Origin of the sequence: Mycolicibacterium insubricum, from assembly GCF_010731615.1 — a bacterium.
Taxonomy (GTDB): domain Bacteria; phylum Actinomycetota; class Actinomycetes; order Mycobacteriales; family Mycobacteriaceae; genus Mycobacterium; species Mycobacterium insubricum.
The window spans coordinates 106,988-126,631 of sequence record NZ_AP022618.1 but is presented as its reverse complement, the minus strand read 5'-3'; the positions used below and the strand labels follow the sequence as shown (position 1 = coordinate 126,631).

General features: G+C 69.3%; 20 protein-coding genes. All 20 read left to right on the top strand.

Annotated features, from left to right (window positions below; genetic code table 11):
• Positions 1-4 precede the first annotated feature (4 nt).
• The 20 genes from folE to G6N16_RS00490 all read left to right on the top strand — a co-directional run bounded on the left by folE (position 5) and on the right by G6N16_RS00490 (position 19,585).
• Positions 5-604 carry a GTP cyclohydrolase I FolE gene (folE, locus tag G6N16_RS00585; RefSeq protein WP_083033667.1) on the top strand — a complete coding sequence of 200 codons (600 nt, stop codon included), beginning with the start codon at positions 5-7 and terminating at the stop codon, positions 602-604.
• Positions 604-1,443, top strand: a complete 840-nt coding sequence (folP, locus tag G6N16_RS00580) for a dihydropteroate synthase (RefSeq protein WP_456152500.1) — start codon at positions 604-606, stop codon at positions 1,441-1,443. Before folE ends, folP begins: the two co-directional genes overlap by 1 nt.
• The gene (folB, locus tag G6N16_RS00575) at positions 1,436-1,801 is read left to right on the top strand and encodes a dihydroneopterin aldolase (RefSeq protein ID WP_083033665.1); all 366 of its coding nucleotides are present in this window, start codon (positions 1,436-1,438) and stop codon (positions 1,799-1,801) included. The genes folP and folB overlap by 8 nt, the downstream gene beginning before the upstream one ends.
• 61 nt (positions 1,802-1,862) lie before the next feature.
• A complete protein-coding gene (gene folK, locus G6N16_RS00570) occupies positions 1,863-2,375 on the top strand; it encodes a 2-amino-4-hydroxy-6-hydroxymethyldihydropteridine diphosphokinase (RefSeq protein WP_083033663.1) in 513 nt (170 codons plus the stop codon).
• Positions 2,366-2,836: a DUF3180 domain-containing protein gene (locus tag G6N16_RS00565; RefSeq protein ID WP_083033661.1), complete on the top strand. Its 471-nt coding sequence runs from the start codon at positions 2,366-2,368 to the stop codon at positions 2,834-2,836. Before folK ends, G6N16_RS00565 begins: the two co-directional genes overlap by 10 nt.
• A 172-nt stretch (positions 2,837-3,008) precedes the next feature.
• Positions 3,009-4,427: a DUF6779 domain-containing protein gene (locus G6N16_RS00560; protein WP_083033659.1), complete on the top strand. Its 1,419-nt coding sequence runs from the start codon at positions 3,009-3,011 to the stop codon at positions 4,425-4,427.
• A gap of 92 nt (positions 4,428-4,519) precedes the next feature.
• A complete protein-coding gene (locus tag G6N16_RS00555; protein WP_163787713.1) occupies positions 4,520-5,404 on the top strand; it encodes a Rossmann-like and DUF2520 domain-containing protein in 885 nt (294 codons plus the stop codon).
• Positions 5,401-6,315: a pantoate--beta-alanine ligase gene (gene panC, locus G6N16_RS00550; RefSeq protein ID WP_083033989.1), complete on the top strand. Its 915-nt coding sequence runs from the start codon at positions 5,401-5,403 to the stop codon at positions 6,313-6,315. Before G6N16_RS00555 ends, panC begins: the two co-directional genes overlap by 4 nt.
• Positions 6,316-6,339: 24 nt before the next feature.
• Positions 6,340-6,762, top strand: a complete 423-nt coding sequence (gene panD / locus G6N16_RS00545) for an aspartate 1-decarboxylase (protein WP_083033991.1) — start codon at positions 6,340-6,342, stop codon at positions 6,760-6,762.
• Positions 6,762-7,592: a type III pantothenate kinase gene (locus G6N16_RS00540; protein WP_163787712.1), complete on the top strand. Its 831-nt coding sequence runs from the start codon at positions 6,762-6,764 to the stop codon at positions 7,590-7,592. Before panD ends, G6N16_RS00540 begins: the two co-directional genes overlap by 1 nt.
• A 108-nt stretch (positions 7,593-7,700) precedes the next feature.
• Complete coding sequence (locus G6N16_RS00535) at positions 7,701-8,546, top strand: LppX_LprAFG lipoprotein (protein WP_083033939.1); 846 nt, start codon at positions 7,701-7,703, stop codon at positions 8,544-8,546.
• Between the two features lie 4 nt (positions 8,547-8,550).
• Complete coding sequence (locus G6N16_RS00530; protein ID WP_110810998.1) at positions 8,551-10,059, top strand: fatty acid desaturase; 1,509 nt, start codon at positions 8,551-8,553, stop codon at positions 10,057-10,059.
• A 33-nt stretch (positions 10,060-10,092) separates the two neighbouring features.
• Positions 10,093-11,259, top strand: a complete 1,167-nt coding sequence (locus G6N16_RS00525) for a type III polyketide synthase (protein ID WP_083033940.1) — start codon at positions 10,093-10,095, stop codon at positions 11,257-11,259.
• A 55-nt stretch (positions 11,260-11,314) separates the two neighbouring features.
• Complete coding sequence (locus G6N16_RS00520; protein WP_163787711.1) at positions 11,315-13,132, top strand: ATP-binding cassette domain-containing protein; 1,818 nt, start codon at positions 11,315-11,317, stop codon at positions 13,130-13,132.
• 25 nt (positions 13,133-13,157) lie between these two features.
• Positions 13,158-14,660 (top strand): lysine--tRNA ligase, encoded by a 1,503-nt coding sequence (gene lysS, locus G6N16_RS00515; protein ID WP_083033654.1) that lies wholly within the window; start codon positions 13,158-13,160, stop codon positions 14,658-14,660.
• Positions 14,661-14,742: 82 nt separating this feature from the next.
• The gene (locus G6N16_RS00510) at positions 14,743-15,102 is read left to right on the top strand and encodes a histone-like nucleoid-structuring protein Lsr2 (protein ID WP_083033652.1); all 360 of its coding nucleotides are present in this window, start codon (positions 14,743-14,745) and stop codon (positions 15,100-15,102) included.
• 202 nt (positions 15,103-15,304) lie between these two features.
• Complete coding sequence (gene clpC1, locus G6N16_RS00505) at positions 15,305-17,827, top strand: ATP-dependent protease ATP-binding subunit ClpC (protein WP_083033650.1); 2,523 nt, start codon at positions 15,305-15,307, stop codon at positions 17,825-17,827.
• Between the two features lie 154 nt (positions 17,828-17,981).
• The gene (locus G6N16_RS00500) at positions 17,982-18,191 is read left to right on the top strand and encodes a CbtB domain-containing protein (protein WP_083033647.1); all 210 of its coding nucleotides are present in this window, start codon (positions 17,982-17,984) and stop codon (positions 18,189-18,191) included.
• A gap of 15 nt (positions 18,192-18,206) precedes the next feature.
• On the top strand, positions 18,207-19,043 hold the full coding sequence (locus G6N16_RS00495; protein WP_083033644.1) for a CbtA family protein: 837 nt from the start codon (positions 18,207-18,209) through the stop codon (positions 19,041-19,043).
• On the top strand, positions 19,040-19,585 hold the full coding sequence (locus G6N16_RS00490; protein WP_407663674.1) for a histidine phosphatase family protein: 546 nt from the start codon (positions 19,040-19,042) through the stop codon (positions 19,583-19,585). The genes G6N16_RS00495 and G6N16_RS00490 overlap by 4 nt, the downstream gene beginning before the upstream one ends.
• Positions 19,586-19,644 lie beyond the last annotated feature (59 nt).

The following is a 19,644-nucleotide window of genomic DNA, read 5'->3' as shown; positions in this document are numbered from 1 at the left end:
TTAGATGACAACGCAGGAGGTCGCCGTCGCCCCGGGCGTTTTCGACCAGGCTCGGGCCGAGGCCGCCGTGCGCGAGTTGCTGCTGGCCGTCGGCGAGGATCCCGACCGCCCCGGTCTGCTGGAGACCCCGGCGCGGGTGGCTCGGTCCTACCGGGAGATCTTCGCCGGGCTCTACACCGACCCGGATGCTGTGCTGGACACCACCTTTGACGAGGATCACGACGAGCTGGTGCTGGTGAAGTCGATCCCGATGTACTCCACCTGCGAGCATCACCTGGTCTCCTTCCACGGCGTCGCGCACGTGGGCTACATCCCCGGGGCCGACGGCCGGGTGACCGGGCTGTCGAAGATCGCCCGGGTGGTCGACCTGTACGCCAAGCGGCCGCAGGTGCAGGAGCGGCTGACCTGCCAGATCGCCGACGCCGTTATGCGCAAGCTGGATCCGCGCGGGGTGATCGTGGTGATCGAGGCCGAGCACCTGTGCATGGCGATGCGGGGCGTCCGCAAACCCGGCGCGATCACCACCACCTCGGCGGTGCGCGGGCAGTTCAAGACCGACAAGGCTTCGCGGGCCGAGGCGCTGGAACTCATTCTGCGGAAATGATTCCGTTGTCGAAGGTGGCGGTGATGGGGGTCGTCAACGTCACCGCCGACTCCTTCTCCGACGGCGGCCGGTACCTGGACGTCGACCGGGCGGTGGCCCACGGCCTGCACCTGGTGGCCGACGGCGCAGACATCGTCGACGTGGGCGGAGAATCCAGCCGCCCCGGCGCGATACGCGTCGATGCCGCAACGGAATTGGACCGCATCGTGCCGGTGATCGCGGCGCTGGCGGCCGAGGGGGTGACGGTCAGCGTCGACACCATGCGTGCCGAGGTCGCCTCGGCCGCACTGGAATCCGGCGCCGGGCTGGTCAACGACGTCTCCGGGGGCCGGGCCGATCCGGCGATGGCGCCGCTGCTGGCGTCAGCGCAGGTGCCGTGGATCCTCATGCACTGGCGCGCGGTGTCGGCCGTCGAGCCGCACCGGGTGCCGCACTACGACGACGTCGTCGCCGATGTGCGCACCGAGTTGCTAGCCGCCGTCGAGGACGCGGTGGCCGCCGGGGTGTCGCCGGAGCGGTTGATCATCGACCCGGGATTGGGTTTCGCCAAAGCTGCACAGCATAATTGGGCGTTGCTGCGGGCGCTGCCGCGGCTGGTGGACACCGGGCTTCCGGTGCTGGTGGGGGCCTCGCGCAAGCGGTTCCTGGGGTCTCTGCTGGCCGGTGACGACGGCACCCCGCGGTCGCCCGACGGCCGGGAGGTCGCCACCGCGACGATCTCGGCGCTGGCCGCGGAGCACGGAGTGTGGGGGGTGCGGGTACACGACGTGCGCGCCTCGGCCGATGCGCTGGCGGTCGCTGCGGCCTGGGCCGGAGAACTGGGAGAAGGCGATGTCTGATCGAATCGAGTTGCGCGGCTTGGTGGTTCGCGGCAACCACGGGGTGTTCGAGCATGAGCGACGGGAGGGGCAGGACTTCGTCGTCGACGTGACCGTGTGGATGGACCTGTCGTCCGCCGCGGCGTCGGACAACCTGGCCGACACCTTCGACTACGGGGCACTGGCCGCCCGGGCCGAGGAGATCGTCGGCGGGCCCGCGCGCAATCTGATCGAGACGGTGTCCGCCGAGATTGCCGACGCGGTAATGACCGACGAGCGGGTGGCCGCCGTCGAGGTCACCGTCCACAAGCCCGAGGCCCCGATCCCGCTGAACTTCGCTGACGTCGCCGTGGTGGCCCGGCGATCGCGGGAGCCGTGAGCACCCGCAGTCGAGTGTCCGTAAGGAGCGCAGCGAGGACCGGAGCGGCAGGAGACAAGGTATGAGTACAGCGGTGCTGTCCATCGGCAGCAATCTCGGCGACCGGCTGGCGCTGCTGCAGTCTGTGGTCGAAGATCTGGGCTCGCGGGTGACGGCGGTGTCGCCGGTATACGAGACCGAGCCGTGGGGCGGCGTCGAGCAGAGGCCGTTCCTCAACGCCGTCGTCATCGCCTCCGACGATGTGGACCCGATCGATTGGCTGGATCTGGGCCAGGCGCTGGAGAACGCCGCGGGCCGGGTCCGCACGCAGCACTGGGGCCCGCGCACGCTTGACGTGGACATCGTCACCGTCGCCGATCCGGCCCCGGTGCAGTGCGCCACCGAGCGGCTCACCTTGCCCCACCCGCTGGCGCACGAACGGGCTTTCGTACTGGTGCCGTGGCTGGCCGCCGACCCGTCGGCGACCCTGACGGTCGACGGCGTGCAACGTCCGGTGGCCGGACTGGTGGCCGCGCTGGACCCGGCCGAGCGAGCTGGAGTGCGGCGCACCGACCTGGAGTTGTCGTGCGGGTGATCCGGATCCGGGAGCTGGTGACCCTGGCGCTGATCGGGGCCGTCGGCGGCTGGCTGGCGGTGTACCTGGGCTATCACTGGTTTCCGCCGCTGACCCTGTGGAGTGGGGTGTGGCTGGGGCTGCTCGGGCTGGCCGAGGCCGGATTCGGGTTCTACGTGCGCTCCAAGATCGGCGCCGGGGAGATCGGCGTGGGCGGCGGGCGGCTGGATCCGCTGCTGGTGGCACGCGGGGTGGCCGTCGCCCAGGCCTCGGCGTGGCTGGGTGCGCTGCTGCTCGGCGGGTGGCTCGGCATCCTGGTTTTCCTGCTGGAGCGACGGGGTCAGCTGCCGGTGGCCGACGCCGACACCCCGGGTGCGGCCGTCGCCGCCGGTTGCGCGCTGATCCTGGTGGCCGCCGCCATGTGGCTGCAGCACTGCTGCAAGTCCCCCGGCGGCACCGACGACCCGGAAGCCCCCGGTTAGACGCAAGCCCGTGTTTGCAACGTCGTCGCCCGTCGGAAGCTAGAGTTCGGGGCACAACTCCCGGGGTGGGCGGGTCAGGTATGGGCGACGTGCGGGCCAACTCACCCTGAAATGCGGAAACGCCGAAGAGCGTCACCGGGTTCGGGCGGCCCCCGCAGGTAAGGTCGGCCCCATGACGGTTGGGTCTCGCGGCGCCCGGGCGCGGCGCGGCGTCCGCACGCCGGGCTGGGTGCTCCTGACGGTGTTGCTGGTGCTGGCCATCGTGGCCAGTTCCGCCCTGGTGTTCACCAATCGCGTGGAGTTGCTCAAGCTCGCCGTCATCGCGGCGCTGTGGGCCGCGGTCGTCGGCTCCTTCGTCTCGGTCATCTACCGGCGCCAGGCCGACGCCGACGCGGCAAAGGTCCGCGACCTCAAATTCGTCTACGACCTGCAGCTTGATCGGGAGATCTCGGCGCGGCGCGAATACGAACTGAGCGTCGAGAGCCATCTGCGCCGCGAGATCTCCGCGGAACTGCGCGCGGCCACCAACGACGAGGTCGCCGCCCTGCGCGCCGAACTGGCCGCGCTGCGCACCAACCTGGAGATCCTCTTCGATGCCGACCTGAGCCACCGCCCGGCCCTCGGACACGAGACGCGCGCGGCCATCGGCTCCGACCGGCCGTACGGCGAGCCCACCGACGGCTACATGGCGCCGGATCGGGTGCCCAGCAGCCGGGTGACCAGCGACCGCGTCCCGTTTGCCGACGACGACGAGCCCCCGACGGCGCAGACCCCCATCATCGACGTGCACGAGGCCCCGCTGGAACCCCCGCCGTCGACCCCGCAGCATGCGGCGCCCCCGGTGGTGATGCCCGCCGCCGACGAGCCCTACCGCGGGTCGCATCGACGACACGCCGGTGCCGAACCGGTGTCCGCGCCCGAACCGATCCCCACGCCGGCCCCGGAACCGGTCCGCCCGCCCGAGCCGATGCCGGCGGCCGAACCCATGCGCGCCCCGGAGCCCGAGCCGTTTCCGGAGGAACCCGCCGCCGGCCTCCGCGAGCCGCAGGCCGAGCCGGCCATGCGGCCCGGGTATGCCGCAGCGCCGGGCCCGGCGCCGTTCCAACCGCCGATCGGCCACGCCCGACCGGCCATGACCCCGCCCAGCCGCCACGCGGGCGTGAGTGATTTCGAGCACCGGCCGGCCGCCCATCGCCGCCCTGACTCGCGGCCCGAACCCATCGGTTTGATCGGCGACAACCCGCACGCCCACGCCGCGCCGGCCGAACCCGGTTGGGCCGCCCACGCAGCGCCTGCCCAACCCGACTGGGCCGCCCAGGCAGCGCCCGCCGAACCCGGTGAGAAGCGGCGCGGCGGACGGCGACGTGCTCGCGAAACGACCCCACCCGAGGAGCCGAGCTGGACGGCCGAGGCCGAACCCGCACCGCTGGCCGGGCGCCACCGGGGCGCAAACACCGCTGAGCCCGAAGAACTCGAAGAACACCCCGGGAGACACCGCAGCGGGGAAACCGTCGAGTCGGCGGCCGAGCTGCTCGCCCGGCTCAACCAGAACCCGGGCGGCGGGGGGCGTCGCCGGCGCCGGGAGGATTAGCAGCCCCACCACCCCGGCGACTACCATCTGCGGTGACCGTCCGGTACCCGCAGCGCGGGACTGGAACGAACCAACAAGAACGGGTGGCTGCAATGCAGCAGCTTGATGGGCTGCGCCCGGCCCGGCTCAAGGTCGGAATCATCTCCGCGGGCCGGGTGGGCAGCGCGATCGGCGCGGCGCTGGAACGCGTCGACCACGTCGTCGTCGCCGCGACCGCGCGCTCCGAGACCTCCCGCCGCTTCGCCGCCGACCGCCTGCCCGACACCCTGATCCGCTCGCCCGAGCAGGTGGCCGCCGACTCCGAACTGCTCATCCTGGCCGTCCCGGACACCGAGCTCGCCGGTGTCGTGGCCGACCTGGTGCACAGCGACGCGGTGGCACCGGCGACCATCGTCGTGCACACCAGCGGCGCCGCCGGCATCGGAGTCCTGGCGCCGCTGGCCGCGCGCGGTGCCACCCCGCTGGCGATCCACCCCGCGATGACGTTCACCGGCTCCGACGACGATATCGCCCGGCTGACCGGCTGCTGCTTCGGCATCACCGCCGCCGACGAGATCGGCTACGCGGTGGCCGCCGCGCTGGTGTGGGAGCTCGGCGGGGAACCGATGCGGGTCGCCGACGACGCCCGACCGCTCTATCACGCGGCACTGGCCCAGGCCAGCAACCACCTGGTGACGGTGATCGCCGACGCCATGGACATGCTGACCGCCGCCCTGGGCGGTCCCGCACCCGAGGGCGTGCCGGTCTCCCGGCTGGTCGCCCCGCTGGCCCGCGCCGCCCTGGAAAATGCCCTGACCAGAGGCGACGGGGCACTGACCGGGCCGGTCGCGCGCGGCGACGCCGACGCCGTGGCCGCCCACCTGAGGGCGCTCGACGGCGCCTCACCGGAACTGATGCAGGCTTACCGCGACCTGTCCCGGCGAACCGCCACCCGCGTCCACGCCCGACCCGAGATATTCGAGGTGCTCGACCGATGACCCAACCCAAGTACCGCGCCGGCGAACTCAACGTCTACTCCGATCCGGCGCAGATGCACGCCGTCAGCCGCGCACTGCGCCGCACCGGGCGACCCGTCATGCTGGTGCCCACCATGGGTGCACTGCACGACGGGCACCTGAGTTTGGTGCGCGCCGCCAAGCGGGTGCCGGGCGCGGTGGTCGCGGTGTCGATCTTCGTCAACCCGCTGCAGTTCGGGCCGAACGAGGATCTCGACGCCTACCCGCGCACCCTCGACGCCGATCTGGAACTGCTGCGCGGCGAGGGCGTGCACATCGCCTTCACCCCGACCGCCGCCCACATGTACCCCGACGGCCCCCGCACCACCGTGGTCCCCGGCCCGCTCGGCGACGACCTGGAGGGCGCCTCCCGACCCGGGCACTTCGCCGGGATGCTGACGGTCGTGCTCAAACTGCTCAACATCGTGGCCCCGGACCGGGCGTTCTTCGGCGAGAAGGACTACCAGCAGCTGGTGCTGATCCGGCAGATGGCCGCCGACCTCAACCTCGACGTCCGGATCGTCGGCGTACCGATCGTGCGGGAGAGCGACGGTCTGGCCATGTCGTCGCGTAACCGCTATCTGGACGAGCGGCAGCGGGAGGCGGCCACCGGGCTGTCGGCCGCGCTGCTGGCCGGCACCCGGGCCGCGGGCCAGGGTGCGGAGGCCGCCGTCGCCGCCGCCCGCGCGGTGCTCGACGCGGTCCCGGAGATCGACGTCGACTACCTGGAGGCCCGCGGCGTCTGGCTGGGCCCGGCGCCGACGGTCGGTCCGGCCCGGCTGCTGGTCACCGCCCGCGTCGGGCAGACCCGACTGCTCGACAATGCCGCCATCAACATCGCAGCGTCCGCCGGCACCGAACACGGGCCGGACGGCGGCAACCTCGCCCTGTGATCAACCCCGAAGAGGAGTAACCCCATGCAGCGCACCATGCTGAAGTCGAAGATCCACCGCGCCACCGTCACCCACGCCGACCTGCACTACATCGGATCGGTGACCATCGACGCCGACCTGATGGCCGCCGCGGATCTGCTGGAAGGCGAGCAGGTCACCATCGTCGACATCGACAATGGCAACCGGCTGGTCACCTACGCCATCACCGGGGAACCGGGTAGCGGCATCATCGGGATCAACGGAGCCGCGGCGCACCTGGTACACCCGGGCGACATGGTCATCCTGATCGCCTACGCCGTCCTCGACGACGCCGAGGCCCGCAGCTATCAGCCGAGGGTGGTGTTCGTCGACGCCGACAACCGGCCGATCGACCTGGGCGCCGACGCGGCGTTCGTGCCGGACCTGCCGGAAGCAGCCGGCCTGGTCTCCCCGCGGGGGCTGCGCTAGTGCTGCTGGCCCTCGACGTCCGCAACACCCACACCGTCGTCGGGTTGGTGTCCGGATCGGGCGAGCACGCAAAGGTGGTGCAGCACTGGAGGATTAGGACCGAACCCGAGGTTACCGCCGACGAACTCGCCCTCACCCTCGACGGACTGATCGGTGACGACGGGGAACGGCTGACCGGCGCGGTCGGGCTGTCCACGGTGCCGTCGGTGCTGCACGAGGTGCGCGTCATGCTCGGCCAGTACTGGGCGGGCGTGCCGACGGTGCTGATCGAACCGGGCGTGCGGACCGGGATCCCGCTGCTGGTCGACAACCCCAAGGAGATCGGCGCCGACCGGATCGTCAATTGCCTTGCCGCCTACCAGAACTACGGCGGACCGGCGATCGTCGTGGACTTCGGTTCCTCGATCGTGGTCGACGTCGTCTCGGCCAAGGGTGAATTCCTCGGCGGGGCAATCGCTCCGGGCGTCCAGGTGTCCTCGGACGCCGCCGCGGCCCGGTCGGCGGCACTGCGCCGGGTGGAGCTGTCCCGGCCGCGCTCGGTGATCGGCAAGAACACCGTCGAATGCATGCAGGCCGGCGCGGTGTTCGGCTTCGCCGCCCTGGTCGACGGGCTCATCCGGCGAATCCGCGAGGACGTCGATGGATTCGACGGCACCGACGTCACCGTCGTCGCCACCGGCTACACCGCGCCGCTGTTGCTCGACGAGCTGCGCACCCCGGCCCGCTTCGACCCGGATCTCACTTTGCAGGGCCTGCGGATGGTCTATGAACGCAACCGGGAGAACGGCCGGATCCGGCACAAAAACCCAGGTGGAACGACCGTTGACTAGCTGGCTCGATCCCTTAAAATTTGCGCCTCTGCCTTGTACTGTGCGGTGTTAGCGTCTTTTTGTGACGCCGGAACGGTCCCATCGTCCCTCACAAGAAAAGGCAGAAAATTGAGCGAAATCACCCGCGGCAACAAGCGTCTCCACGCCGGTGTTGCCACCGCCCTGGCGACCGGACTGATCGGTGCGACGCTGGCCGGCTGCCATTCCGACTCTGACAAGTCCGAGGCGACGAGTTCGGCCAGCAGCAGCGTGGCGAGCACGGCGTCCTCGCAGAACCCGGCCAACGCCCCGGATCCGGCGAAGGTACTCCAGGAGAGTGCGCGCACCACCGCCACCCTGCAGTCGCTGCACCTGGATCTGGTCACCGAAAACCTCGGCAACTTCCCGCTGGCCAGCGTCAGTGCCAGCGTGACCAACCAGCCGCAGGGCGCGGGCAGCGCGGTCGGGCACGCGAAGTTCCGCAGGGACAAGGACGCCGACTTCGAGGAAGGCGACTTCCTGGTGACCGACAAGACCTTCTACACCAAGAACGACGACGGCACCTGGAAGAAGGTCGGGGACTCCGAGAAGATCTACGACCCGGGTGTGCTGCTGGACAAGGACCGCGGCCTGGCGCACGTGCTGGAGTCGATCAGCGACCCCAAGTCCGGTGACGCCGAGACCATCGACGGCATCAAGACCGTTCAGATCAAGGGCGAGATCCCCGCCGACGTCATCGACACCATCGTCCCGACCCTGGGCCTGGGTGGCGGCAGCCTGCCGATCACCGTGTGGATCGCCGACGTCGGCACCGGAACCCAGCCGGGCGCCGGGGATCCCAGCCCGTCGGAGCAGCCGTCGTCGGGCAAGGGCCCGAACGTCGTGCGGATCAAGATCGAAAAAGATAAGGGGTCGGTGACGACCACCTTCTCGAAGTGGGCCGAACCGGTCGAGATTCCCAACCCCAAGGGGTAGGACCGTGACCGACCAGATCTCGGAGGTGGCCGAACGCCCGCTTCCGCCGTCACGTCCACCCGGCGGGCCGTCGCTGCCCGACGTGTGGGTGTACAACGGCCGGGCCTACGACCTGACCGAGTGGATCGCCAAACATCCGGGCGGACCGTTCTTCATCGGCCGCTCGAAAAACCGGGACATCACGTCGCTGGTCAACGCCAGCCACGTGGCCCCGGAGAAGATCGAAAGACTGTTGGAGCGCTACGCCCTTGACCGCCCCGCGGTTCCCGAGGACGTGCACCCGAAGAACAACGCCCCGGCGTTCCTGTTCACCCCGGACTTCAACAGCTGGCGAGACACCCCGAGATACCGGTTCTCCGACCGTGAGGACCTGCTGCACCGGCTCAAGGCCCGGCTCAAGGAGCCGGCGCTGGCGGCGCGGGTGCGGCGGGCCGATCGGGTGTTCAACCTGGTGGCGGCCCTGGTCCTGCTCGGCTACTTCGCCGTGCAGGGCCTGTGGCTGGCCCGCCCCGGCTGGCTGGCGGCCGCGGGCTGGTATGCGCTGCCGGTGTTCGTGCTGGCCATGGTGGCGCTCCGCTCTGCGCTGGCCGGCTACGGCCACTACGCCATCCACCGCGCGCAACGCGGCCCGACCCGACTGCTGGCCAACGCCTTTGACATGAACTACGTGGCGCTGACGCTGGTCACCATCGACGGGCACATCATGTTGCACCACCCGCACACCCAGAGTGAGGTGGACATCAAGCGCAACGTGTTCACCATGATGATGGGCCTGCCGCGGCTACTGCGGATCCCGGTGCACACGCTGCACAAGTTCGGGCACCTGATCGTCGGCATGCCGCTGCGGATCGTCGACGTCGCTTGGATCACCCGCAAGGTCGGGGTGGACGAGGCCTACGGCGGAACCCGGAACGCGATGGCACACTTCGCCGGATCGGCACTGGTGCGGATCCTGCTGATCGGCGAACTGGTGATCTTCGTGGCCACCGGCAACTGGCTGGCCTGGACACTGCAGTTCGTTGTGACGCTGTGGGTGAGCACCTTCCTGATCGTCGCCAGCCACGATTTCGACGAGGACGTCGACATCGCCCCGGAGAAGCCCAGCGGCCCCGAACAGGGACCCGGCCTGTGCGACGGGGAATGGGCCGCGCACCAGATCGAGAAGTCCTACGACCTCAAGGTGATCGGCAACCGCTACGTCGACTGCTTCCTGTCGGCTGGGCTGAGCTCGCACCGGGTGCACCACGCACTCCCGTTCCAGCGCAGCGGTTACGCCAACATCGCCTGCGAGGACATGGTCCGCGAGGAGGCGGCCAAGTCCGGCATCGAATGGCTACCGGCCAAGAGCTTCCTGACCGACCGGCTGCCGAAACTGGCCCGCGGATACCTGACCACACCGTCGCGCCAGGCGCAGGACCGGGGTTGGGGCGTGCTGCGCGAGCACGTGTCACCGTCGGCCTGGAAGAACGGATTCGACTACGCCAAAGCCGGTTTCGGCATCGGCACGGTATAGGCGGCCGAGATGATTCGCGGACAGGAGTACCCCATGCAGCAGACCGAGGCTCCGCTCGCCGAACGCGTTGCACCACTAGTCGGCGCACTGCCCCCGGCCCCGCCGAGCAGCATCGCGGTGATCGAGAGCATCGCCACCGGCGCCCCGGCCCGAGTGGTCGACCAGAACGACGCCGCGGTGCGCACCGCCGCGCTGTTCGCCGACCCCACCCAGCGTGAGCGCGTCACCCGGATCCACCGCAACACCATGGTCAACACCCGGCATCTGGCCGTCGACCCGATCGACGACGAATTCACCGGCGTCCGAACGACTCCGGCCAATATCCGCGAGCGGATGAACCTGTTCTACGCCCACGCCGCCCCGCTGGCCGTCGACGTCGCCGGCCGGGCGGTGGCCGCGGTCCCCGGCGCGGCCGCCGACATCGGGCTGCTGGTGTTCGTCACCAGCACCGGCTTCATCGCACCCGGCGTCGACGTCGCCGTCATCCGGGGTCTGGGCCTGAGCCCGACGGTATCGCGGCTGGTGGTCAACTTCATGGGCTGCGCGGCGGCGATGAACGGCATCCGCACCGCATCCGACTACGTCCGTGCGCACCCGGACCGCAAGGCCCTGCTGGTGTGCCTGGAGATGTCGTCGGTCAACGCGGCGTTCGCCGACGACGTCAACGACATCATCACCCACTCGCTGTTCGGTGACGGCGCCGCCGCGGTGGTGATCGGCGCCGGCGCTGTGCAGCACCCGCTGAGCCCGGGCAAGGTGGTCATCCGGGACACCTTCACTCATCTGTTCGACGACGCGGCCGACGGAATCGTGCTGGGCGTCAACCACAACGGGATCACCTGCGAGCTGTCGCCGGACCTGCCCGACTACATCCTGGCCGGGGTGCGCCCGGCGGTGACGGCCGCGCTGGCGCCGCACGACCTGGGTATCGCCGACATCGACGCGTGGGCCATCCATCCGGGCGGCCCGAAGATCATCTCCGAGTCGGTGCGCTCACTCGGCGTGGCCCCCGAGGTTGCCGCCGCCAGCTGGGACGTGCTTGCCGGTTACGGCAACCTGCTCAGCGTCGCGCTGCTTTTCGTCCTGGAACACCTTGTCGCCCAGGAGGATGCGGACTCGACCATCTCCACCGGGGTGGCGTTCTCCTTCGGGCCCGGGGTGGCCCTGGAGGGCATGCTATTCGACATCATCCGCCGCTGAAATCACCGAAGCGCCCAGAACCGAATAGCGCCCAGAACCGAGAGGAGGTGCCGCGATGAAGACGATCAGATTCCTGTTCAGGATTTCCTCGTCCCGCATCCTGGTGGTCATGCTGGCCGGCCTGGTCAGCGGGATCGCCAACACCTATCTGCTGTCGCTGATCAGCGGCGTACTGGCGCCCGACGGGGCGCCCACCAAACCAGCCTGGTTCGCGGTGACCGCGGCCATCGCGCTGGCCGGCAGCGTCGTCTCACAGATCCTGCTGATCCGGCTCACCCAGCGGGCCATCTTCGCCATGCGGGCCCAGCTCAGCTCCGGGGTCCTCGCGGCACCCCTGGAACACCTGGAACGGCTCGGCTCGCACCGGCTGATCGCGACGCTGACCGAGGACATCCGCACCCTGTCCGGGGCGGTCAGCGCCATCCCGAGCGTCTGCGTCGATCTGGTGACCATCGCCGGCTGCCTGGTGTTCCTGGCGATCCTGTCCGGACCCATCTTCGCGGTGATGGTCGGCGGCACGCTGGCCGGCATCTTCGGCGTCGAACTGGCGCTGCGCCGGATCCGGCGCACCTACCAGCGGGCCCGCGAACACGAGGACTCGCTGCTGCGGGCGTTCCAGTCGATGACCGTCGGCATCAAGGAACTCAAGCTGCACCGCGGCCGCCGCGCCGACTTCCTGGACCGCCACCTGCTGGGCGCGGCCGCCGACCTGCGTGAGGCAAACGTCTCGGCGGAGAGCGGTTTCGCCATCGCCCACGGCTACGGGCGGGTTCTGCAGCTGGTGACCATGGCGACGGTGCTGTTCGTGCTGGCCACCGCGCTGAGCCTGCCGCGGCCGGTGATGGTCGGCTACGTGCTGATCACCATGTACCTGGCGATGCCGATGCAGAACTTCATGCAGCGCATCCCCGACCTGCTGCGCGGCGACGTGGCGCTGGCCAAGATCAACGCGCTGAACTTGTCCATCGCCAACCCGCCCGAGGGCCGCGAGGTCGACGTCGACGGCGTGCCGCAGTTGGAGCTGGCCCGGCTGGAACTGACCGGGGTGGGCTACACCTATCACGGCGAGGCACCGCTGCCGGGCATGCCACCGCCACCGCCGGGAGCCCACCACGGCCCCCCGCCCGCCGGCTTCGGCCCGCCCCCCGGCGCTCCCGCCGGACCGCCCGGCCCGGCGGGAGCACCCGGCGCCCCGGGGATGCCGGGAATGCCGCCGCCGGGCCCGCCGCCGGCCGGATTCCACCTCGGCCCGCTGGACCTGGTGTTCGAACCCGGCCAGATCACCTTCGTCGTCGGCGGCAACGGCAGCGGCAAATCCACCCTCGCCAAGCTGATCACCGGCCTCTACACCCCGGCCGCCGGCCAGATCGCCGTCAACGGCGTCCCGGTCACCGGCGGCAACGTCGAGCTGCTGCGGCAGAACTGCGCGGCGGTGTTCACCGACTTCTTCCTGTTCGAGGACTACCTGGGCATGGACCGGCCCGGGCTGGACCAGGAGGTCCGGGACCTGCTGGAGCGGCTGCAGATCGCGCACAAGGTCACCGTCGCCGACGGCCGGCTGTCCACCGTGGACCTGTCCCAGGGACAGCGCAAACGGCTGGCGCTGCTGACCGCGCTGCTGGAGGATCGGGCGGTGTACGTGTTCGACGAGTGGGCCGCCGACCAGGAACCGAGATTCCGCGACGTCTTCTACACCGAGATCGTCCCGGACCTGGCCCGGCGCGGGAAGACCGTCGTCGTCATCACCCACGACGACCGGTACTTCCGCTGCGCCGACCGGATCGTCAAGCTCGACTTCGGCCAGGTGGTCGATCCGGTCGCCGACGGCGCCGGGCGCGCGAACACCGGCGAGCGCCCCTTCGTGTTCTCCTGACCGCACCCCGATAGGCTCCCAGGACGTGAGCGCCGCTGATATCGACGACGACCTGCCCGAGCAGTACCGCATCCGGCAGGCCAAGCGGGAGCGGCTGCTGGCAGAGGGCGTCGACCCGTACCCGGTCACGGTGCCGCGCACCCACACCTTGGCCCAGGTCCGCGCCGCCCATCCCGTCCTGGCGGCCGACACCGCCACCGGCGAGCAGGTCGGCGTCGCCGGCCGGGTGGTGTTCGCCCGCAACTCCGGGAAACTGTGCTTCGCCACCCTGCAGGACGGTGACGGCACCCAGCTGCAGGCGATGATCAGCCTGGCCGGGGTGGGCGAGGACGCGCTGGCCGCCTGGAAGGCCGACGTCGACCTCGGCGACATCGTGTTCGTGCACGGCGAGGTGATCAGCTCGCGGCGCGGGGAACTGTCGGTGCTGGCCGACTCGTGGCAGATGGCGGCCAAGGCGCTGCGCCCCCTGCCCGTCGCGCACAAGGAGATGAACGAGGAATCCCGGGTCCGGCAGCGCTACGTCGACCTCATCGTGCGCCCCGCCGCCCGCGACACCGCCCGCACCCGAATCAAGGTGGTCCGTGCCCTGCGCAACGCGCTGGAGCGCCGGGACTTCCTCGAGGTGGAGACGCCGATGCTGCAGATCCAGCCCGGCGGCGCGGCGGCCCGACCGTTCGTCACCCATTCCAACGCGCTGGACACCGATCTCTACCTGCGGATCGCCCCGGAGCTGTTCCTCAAGCGCTGCGTCGTCGGCGGCCTGGACCGGGTATTCGAACTGAATCGCAACTTCCGCAACGAGGGTGCCGATTCCACCCATTCTCCGGAATTCGCCATGCTGGAGACTTATCAGGCCTACGGCGATTACAACGACTCCGCGATCACCACCCGCGAGGTAATTCAGGAGGTCGCCGACGAGGCACTGGGCACCCGGTCGGTGCTGTTGCCCGACGGCAGTCACTACGATCTTGATGGGGAATGGAAGGTCCTGGAAATGTACCCGTCGCTGTCGGCGGCGCTCGGTGAGGAAATCACCCCGGATACTTCCGCGGAGCATCTGTGGTCCATCGCGGATCGGCTCGGTGTGGAAATCCCGCGCGACCGCGGCTACGGGCACGGGAAATTGGTGGAAGAACTGTGGGAGCACGCCGTTGGCGACACGTTGAGTGCGCCGACGTTCGTCCGCGACTTCCCGGTGGAGACCACCCCGCTGGTCCGCCAGCACCGCAGTATCCCCGGGGTGACCGAGAAGTGGGACCTCTACGTCCGCGGATTCGAATTGGCCACCGGCTATTCGGAGTTGATCGATCCGATCGTGCAGCGTGAGCGGTTCGTCGCCCAGGCCCGGGCGGCTGCGGCCGGTGACGACGAGGCAATGGTGCTCGACGAGGATTTCCTGGCCGCCCTCGAATACGCGATGCCGCCGACCACCGGCACCGGAATGGGACTCGATCGTCTGTTGATGGCACTGACCGGGCTGTCAATTCGGGAAACCGTTTTGTTTCCGATTGTCCGACGCCACGTGTGAGGAATGTCGCAATTACCGCCGAGTAGCAATAGCGGTGTACATTGACGGGAAATTCACCCCCGTTGAAAGGTTGTCCCCTATTATGGCGAAAAAGGTCACCGTCACGCTGGTCGACGATTTCGATGGCGGCGCGGATGCCGACGAAACCGTCGAATTCGCGTTGGATGGCGTCAACTACGAGATCGACCTGTCGGCCAAGAATGCCGCGAAATTGCGCAGCGACCTGAAGAAGTGGGTGGACGCCGGGCGTCGCACCGGTGGACGCCGGCGCGGCCGCGGCGGCCCGGGCGGAGCTCCGACCTCGGGCGGACGGGGCCGCGCCAGCATCGACCGTGAGCAGAGCGCCGCGATCCGCGAATGGGCCCGCAAGAACGGCCACAACGTCTCCAGCCGCGGGCGCATCTCCGCCGAGATCGTCGAGGCCTACCACGCCTCGGTGTAGCCGCACCCACCTCTCCGGCGGTTGGGGAGTTTCGCCTGTGGCGAAGCAACCCGGCCGCCGGAAGCATCTGACGGGGTCCCGACGTTGCCAAATGCAAGCGGGGTACCCCTGTGCGGGTAGCCCAAGGTAAGGCAGCTCGGGAGGCGGCCCACTAGAGTGGGATCAAGAGGTCGCCCGAGTCGAGGAGAGCAGGTAACCGCTGATGTTCGAAAGATTCACCGACCGCGCCCGTCGTGTTGTCGTCCTGGCCCAGGAAGAGGCCCGGATGCTCAACCACAACTACATCGGCACCGAGCACATCCTGCTGGGCCTGATCCACGAGGGCGAGGGTGTCGCCGCCAAGTCGCTGGAATCGCTCGGCATCTCGCTGGAGGGCGTGCGCAGCCAGGTCGAGGAGATCATCGGCCAGGGCCAGCAGGCACCGTCCGGGCACATCCCGTTCACCCCGCGCGCCAAAAAGGTGCTGGAGCTCAGCCTGCGTGAGGCGCTGCAGCTCGGCCACAACTACATCGGCACCGAGCACATTCTGCTCGGCCTGATCCGTGAGGGCGAGGGCGTCGCCGCCCAGGTGCTGGTCAAGCTCGGCGCCGAACTGACCCGGGTGCGCCAGCAGGTAATCCAGCTGCTGAGTGGCTACCAGGGTAAGGAGACCGCCGAGGCCGGTACCGGTGGCCGCGGCGGCGAGGCAGGCACCCCGTCGACCTCGCTGGTCCTCGACCAGTTCGGCCGCAACCTGACCGCCGCCGCCATGGAGGGCAAGCTCGACCCGGTGATCGGCCGGGAGAAGGAAATCGAGCGGGTCATGCAGGTGCTGAGCCGTCGCACCAAGAACAACCCGGTGCTCATCGGCGAGCCGGGCGTCGGCAAGACCGCCGTCGTCGAGGGCCTGGCGCAGGCCATCGTCAACGGCGAGGTGCCCGAGACGCTCAAGGACAAGCAGCTCTACACCCTGGACCTGGGGTCCCTGGTGGCCGGCAGCCGCTACCGCGGTGACTTCGAGGAGCGCCTGAAGAAGGTTCTCAAGGAGATCAACACCCGCGGCGACATCATCCTGTTCATCGACGAGCTGCACACCCTGGTCGGTGCCGGCGCGGCCGAGGGCGCCATCGACGCCGCTTCGATCCTGAAGCCGAAGCTGGCCCGCGGCGAACTGCAGACCATCGGCGCCACCACCCTCGACGAGTACCGCAAGTACATCGAGAAGGACGCCGCCCTGGAGCGCCGGTTCCAGCCGGTGCAGGTGGGCGAGCCGACCGTCGAGCACACCATCGAGATCCTCAAGGGCCTGCGCGACCGGTACGAGGCGCACCACCGGGTCTCCATCACCGACGGTGCGCTGGTCGCCGCCGCGACCCTGGCCGACCGCTACATCAACGACCGGTTTTTGCCGGACAAGGCGATAGACCTGATCGACGAGGCCGGCGCCCGGATGCGCATCCGCCGGATGACCGCGCCGCCGGACCTGCGCGAGTTCGACGAGAAGATCGCCGACGCCCGCCGGGAGAAGGAATCGGCGATCGACGCCCAGGACTTCGAGAAGGCCGCGAGCCTGCGCGACAAGGAGAAGCAGCTGGTCACCCAGCGCGCCGAGCGGGAAAAGCAGTGGCGCTCCGGTGATCTCGACGTGGTCGCCGAAGTCGACGACGAGCAGATCGCCGAGGTGCTCGGCAACTGGACCGGCATCCCGGTGTTCAAGCTGACCGAGGCCGAGACCAGCCGCCTGCTGCGGATGGAAGACGAACTGCACAAGCGGATCATCGGCCAGGAGGACGCCGTCAAGGCCGTCTCCAAGGCCATCCGCCGCACCCGCGCCGGCCTCAAGGACCCCAAGCGCCCGTCGGGCTCGTTCATCTTCGCCGGCCCGTCCGGCGTCGGGAAGACCGAGCTCTCCAAGGCGCTGGCGGAATTCCTGTTCGGCGACGACGACGCGCTCATCCAGATCGACATGGGCGAGTTCCACGACCGGTTCACCGCCTCCCGGCTCTTCGGTGCCCCTCCGGGGTACGTCGGCTACGAGGAGGGCGGCCAGCTCACCGAGAAGGTGCGCCGCAAGCCGTTCTCGGTGGTGCTGTTCGATGAGATCGAGAAGGCACACCCGGAGATCTACAACACCCTGCTGCAGGTGCTCGAAGACGGGCGCCTGACCGACGGCCAGGGCCGCACGGTCGACTTCAAGAACACCGTGCTGATCTTCACCTCCAACCTGGGCACCTCCGACATCTCCAAGGCGGTCGGGTTGGGCTTCACCTCCGGTGGCGGTGAGAACAACTACGAGCGGATGAAGCTCAAGGTCAACGACGAGCTCAAGAAGCACTTCCGCCCCGAATTCCTCAACCGGATCGACGACATCATCGTCTTCCACCAGCTGACCCAGGACGAGATCATCGAGATGGTCGATCTCATGGTCGGCCGGGTGACCAAGCAGCTGAAGAACAAGGACATGGACCTGCAGCTCACCGACTCCGCCAAGTCGCTGCTGGCCAAGCGCGGATTCGACCCGGTGCTGGGTGCACGGCCGCTGCGCCGCACCATCCAGCGCGAGATCGAGGACGCGCTGAGCGAGAAGATCCTGTTCGACGAGGTCGGGCCCGGACAGGTCGTCACCGTCGACGTCGAGGGCTGGGACGGCGAGGGCTCCGGCGAGGACGCCAAGTTCACCTTCGCGGGTGCGCCGAAGGCGATCGCCACCGACGAGCCGGACCTGGCGGCCACCGCGGCTGAATAGTTTCCCGTCCCGTCTGGGTACCGCCTATGCTGTTCCGGTACCCAGACGGGTCGAGGAAAACCGGTGTGATTCCGGGCGGGCGCGCCACTGTGACAGTCAGACCCGAAACCCGTCACCTGCAATCGGGACGCGATATCCCGCCTAGGAGACGCTCATGACAACCGCGAACGTGCCCGCCGGCCGGGCCATCGATCTGAGTGCCGCCGCGGCGGCGGCGTGGCTCAGCGGCGCGACAGTGCTGGCGCTGCTCATCTACTACTTCGTCGGTATCGACCAGGGCGCGGTGTCGATCTTCGGTGACGACATGCACGTGCACGAGTTCGTGCACGACGCCCGTCATTTCCTCGGCTTCCCCTGCCACTGAGAGCCGACGACAACCATGGAACGCAGAATCATTCTGCGCGGTGGCCTGCTGGGCGCACTCGGCGGTCTGCTCGCATTCGTTTTCGCCCGGATCTTCGCCGAGCCCATCATCCAGCGCGCCATCGAGTACGAAGAGGGCCGTGACGAGGCCCAGCACAAACTCGAGGCGGCTGCCGGCGGACACAGCCACGGGGACGGCGCGGAACTGTTCACCCGCGCGGTACAGAGCAACTTCGGCATCGCCGTCGGCATCATCGCGTTCGGCTTCGCCATGGGCCTGCTGTTCGCGGTGCTCTACACCGTCCTGTACGGGCGGTACAGCTCGCTGAACCCGACGAACCTGACGCTGGTGCTGGCCGGGGCGATGTTCTTCGTGCTCTACCTGGTGCCGTTCCTCAAGTACCCGGCCAACCCGCCGGCGGTCGGCCACGAGGACACTATCCGGGCCCGGACCGGCCTGTATCTGCTGATGGTGGTGGTGTCCATCGCGGCACTGGTGTTCGCCGTGTGGCTCGCGCGACGGCTGACCGAGCGCTTCGGCAACTGGAACGCGGCTCTGCTGGCCGGTGCGGCGTTCATCGTCATCGTCGGAATCGTGATGCTGGCGCTGCCGTCGCTGGGCCAGCTGAGCACCAATGTCGCCGAATACGGCGACTACGCGACGGAGACTCCGCAGCCGTTGAAGGACGCAGCGGGCAACATCGTGTTCCCGGGATTCCCGGCCGATGATCTGTACTACTTCCGGCTGTATTCGATCGGGGCACAGATCATCCTGTGGGCGACAATCGCGCTGGGCTTTGCGCCGTTCGCCCGTCGCCTGCTGGGTGACCGCAGCGAAACGGTGGCCGCATAGCGGAGGCGCCCGGCATCGTCCGGCTGACCCTGGTGTCACACGGCATGACCGACGCCATGGCGGCCGGGCGGTTCCCCGCCGACGAGCCGCTCAGCGAGCTGGGCCGCCGCCAAGTCGACGACCTCGGCGAGCTGCGGGCCGACCGCTCCTGCTGCGGGCCGGAACTGCGGGTCCGGCATACCGCCGAGCTGGCCGGCCTGTCCGCCTCGGTCCTTCCCGAACTTGCCGATCTGGATACCGGCGACTGGCGGGGCCGGAGCCTCGACGAGCCGGCACCGGCGGACCTGATGGCCTGGCTGAGCGAACCGGGCGCCGCCCCGCACGGCGGTGAATCGATCCTCGGCGTCATCGACCGGGTGCGCGCCTGGATGGATGCGCTTCAGCCCGGGCGGACCGTCGCCGTCACCCACCCGGCGGTGGTCCGGGCCGCGATCCTGATCGCGCTGGCCGCCCCACCGGAGTCGTTCTGGCGTATCGATGTGCCGCCCGCCGGCAAAACTGTGCTGCATCGGCGAGCCGCGGTGTGGACCCTGCGGGTCTGAAAGGCGATAGCAATACCAAATGGTGACCGCACAGCGCATTCGTGCGGATTATCCAGATG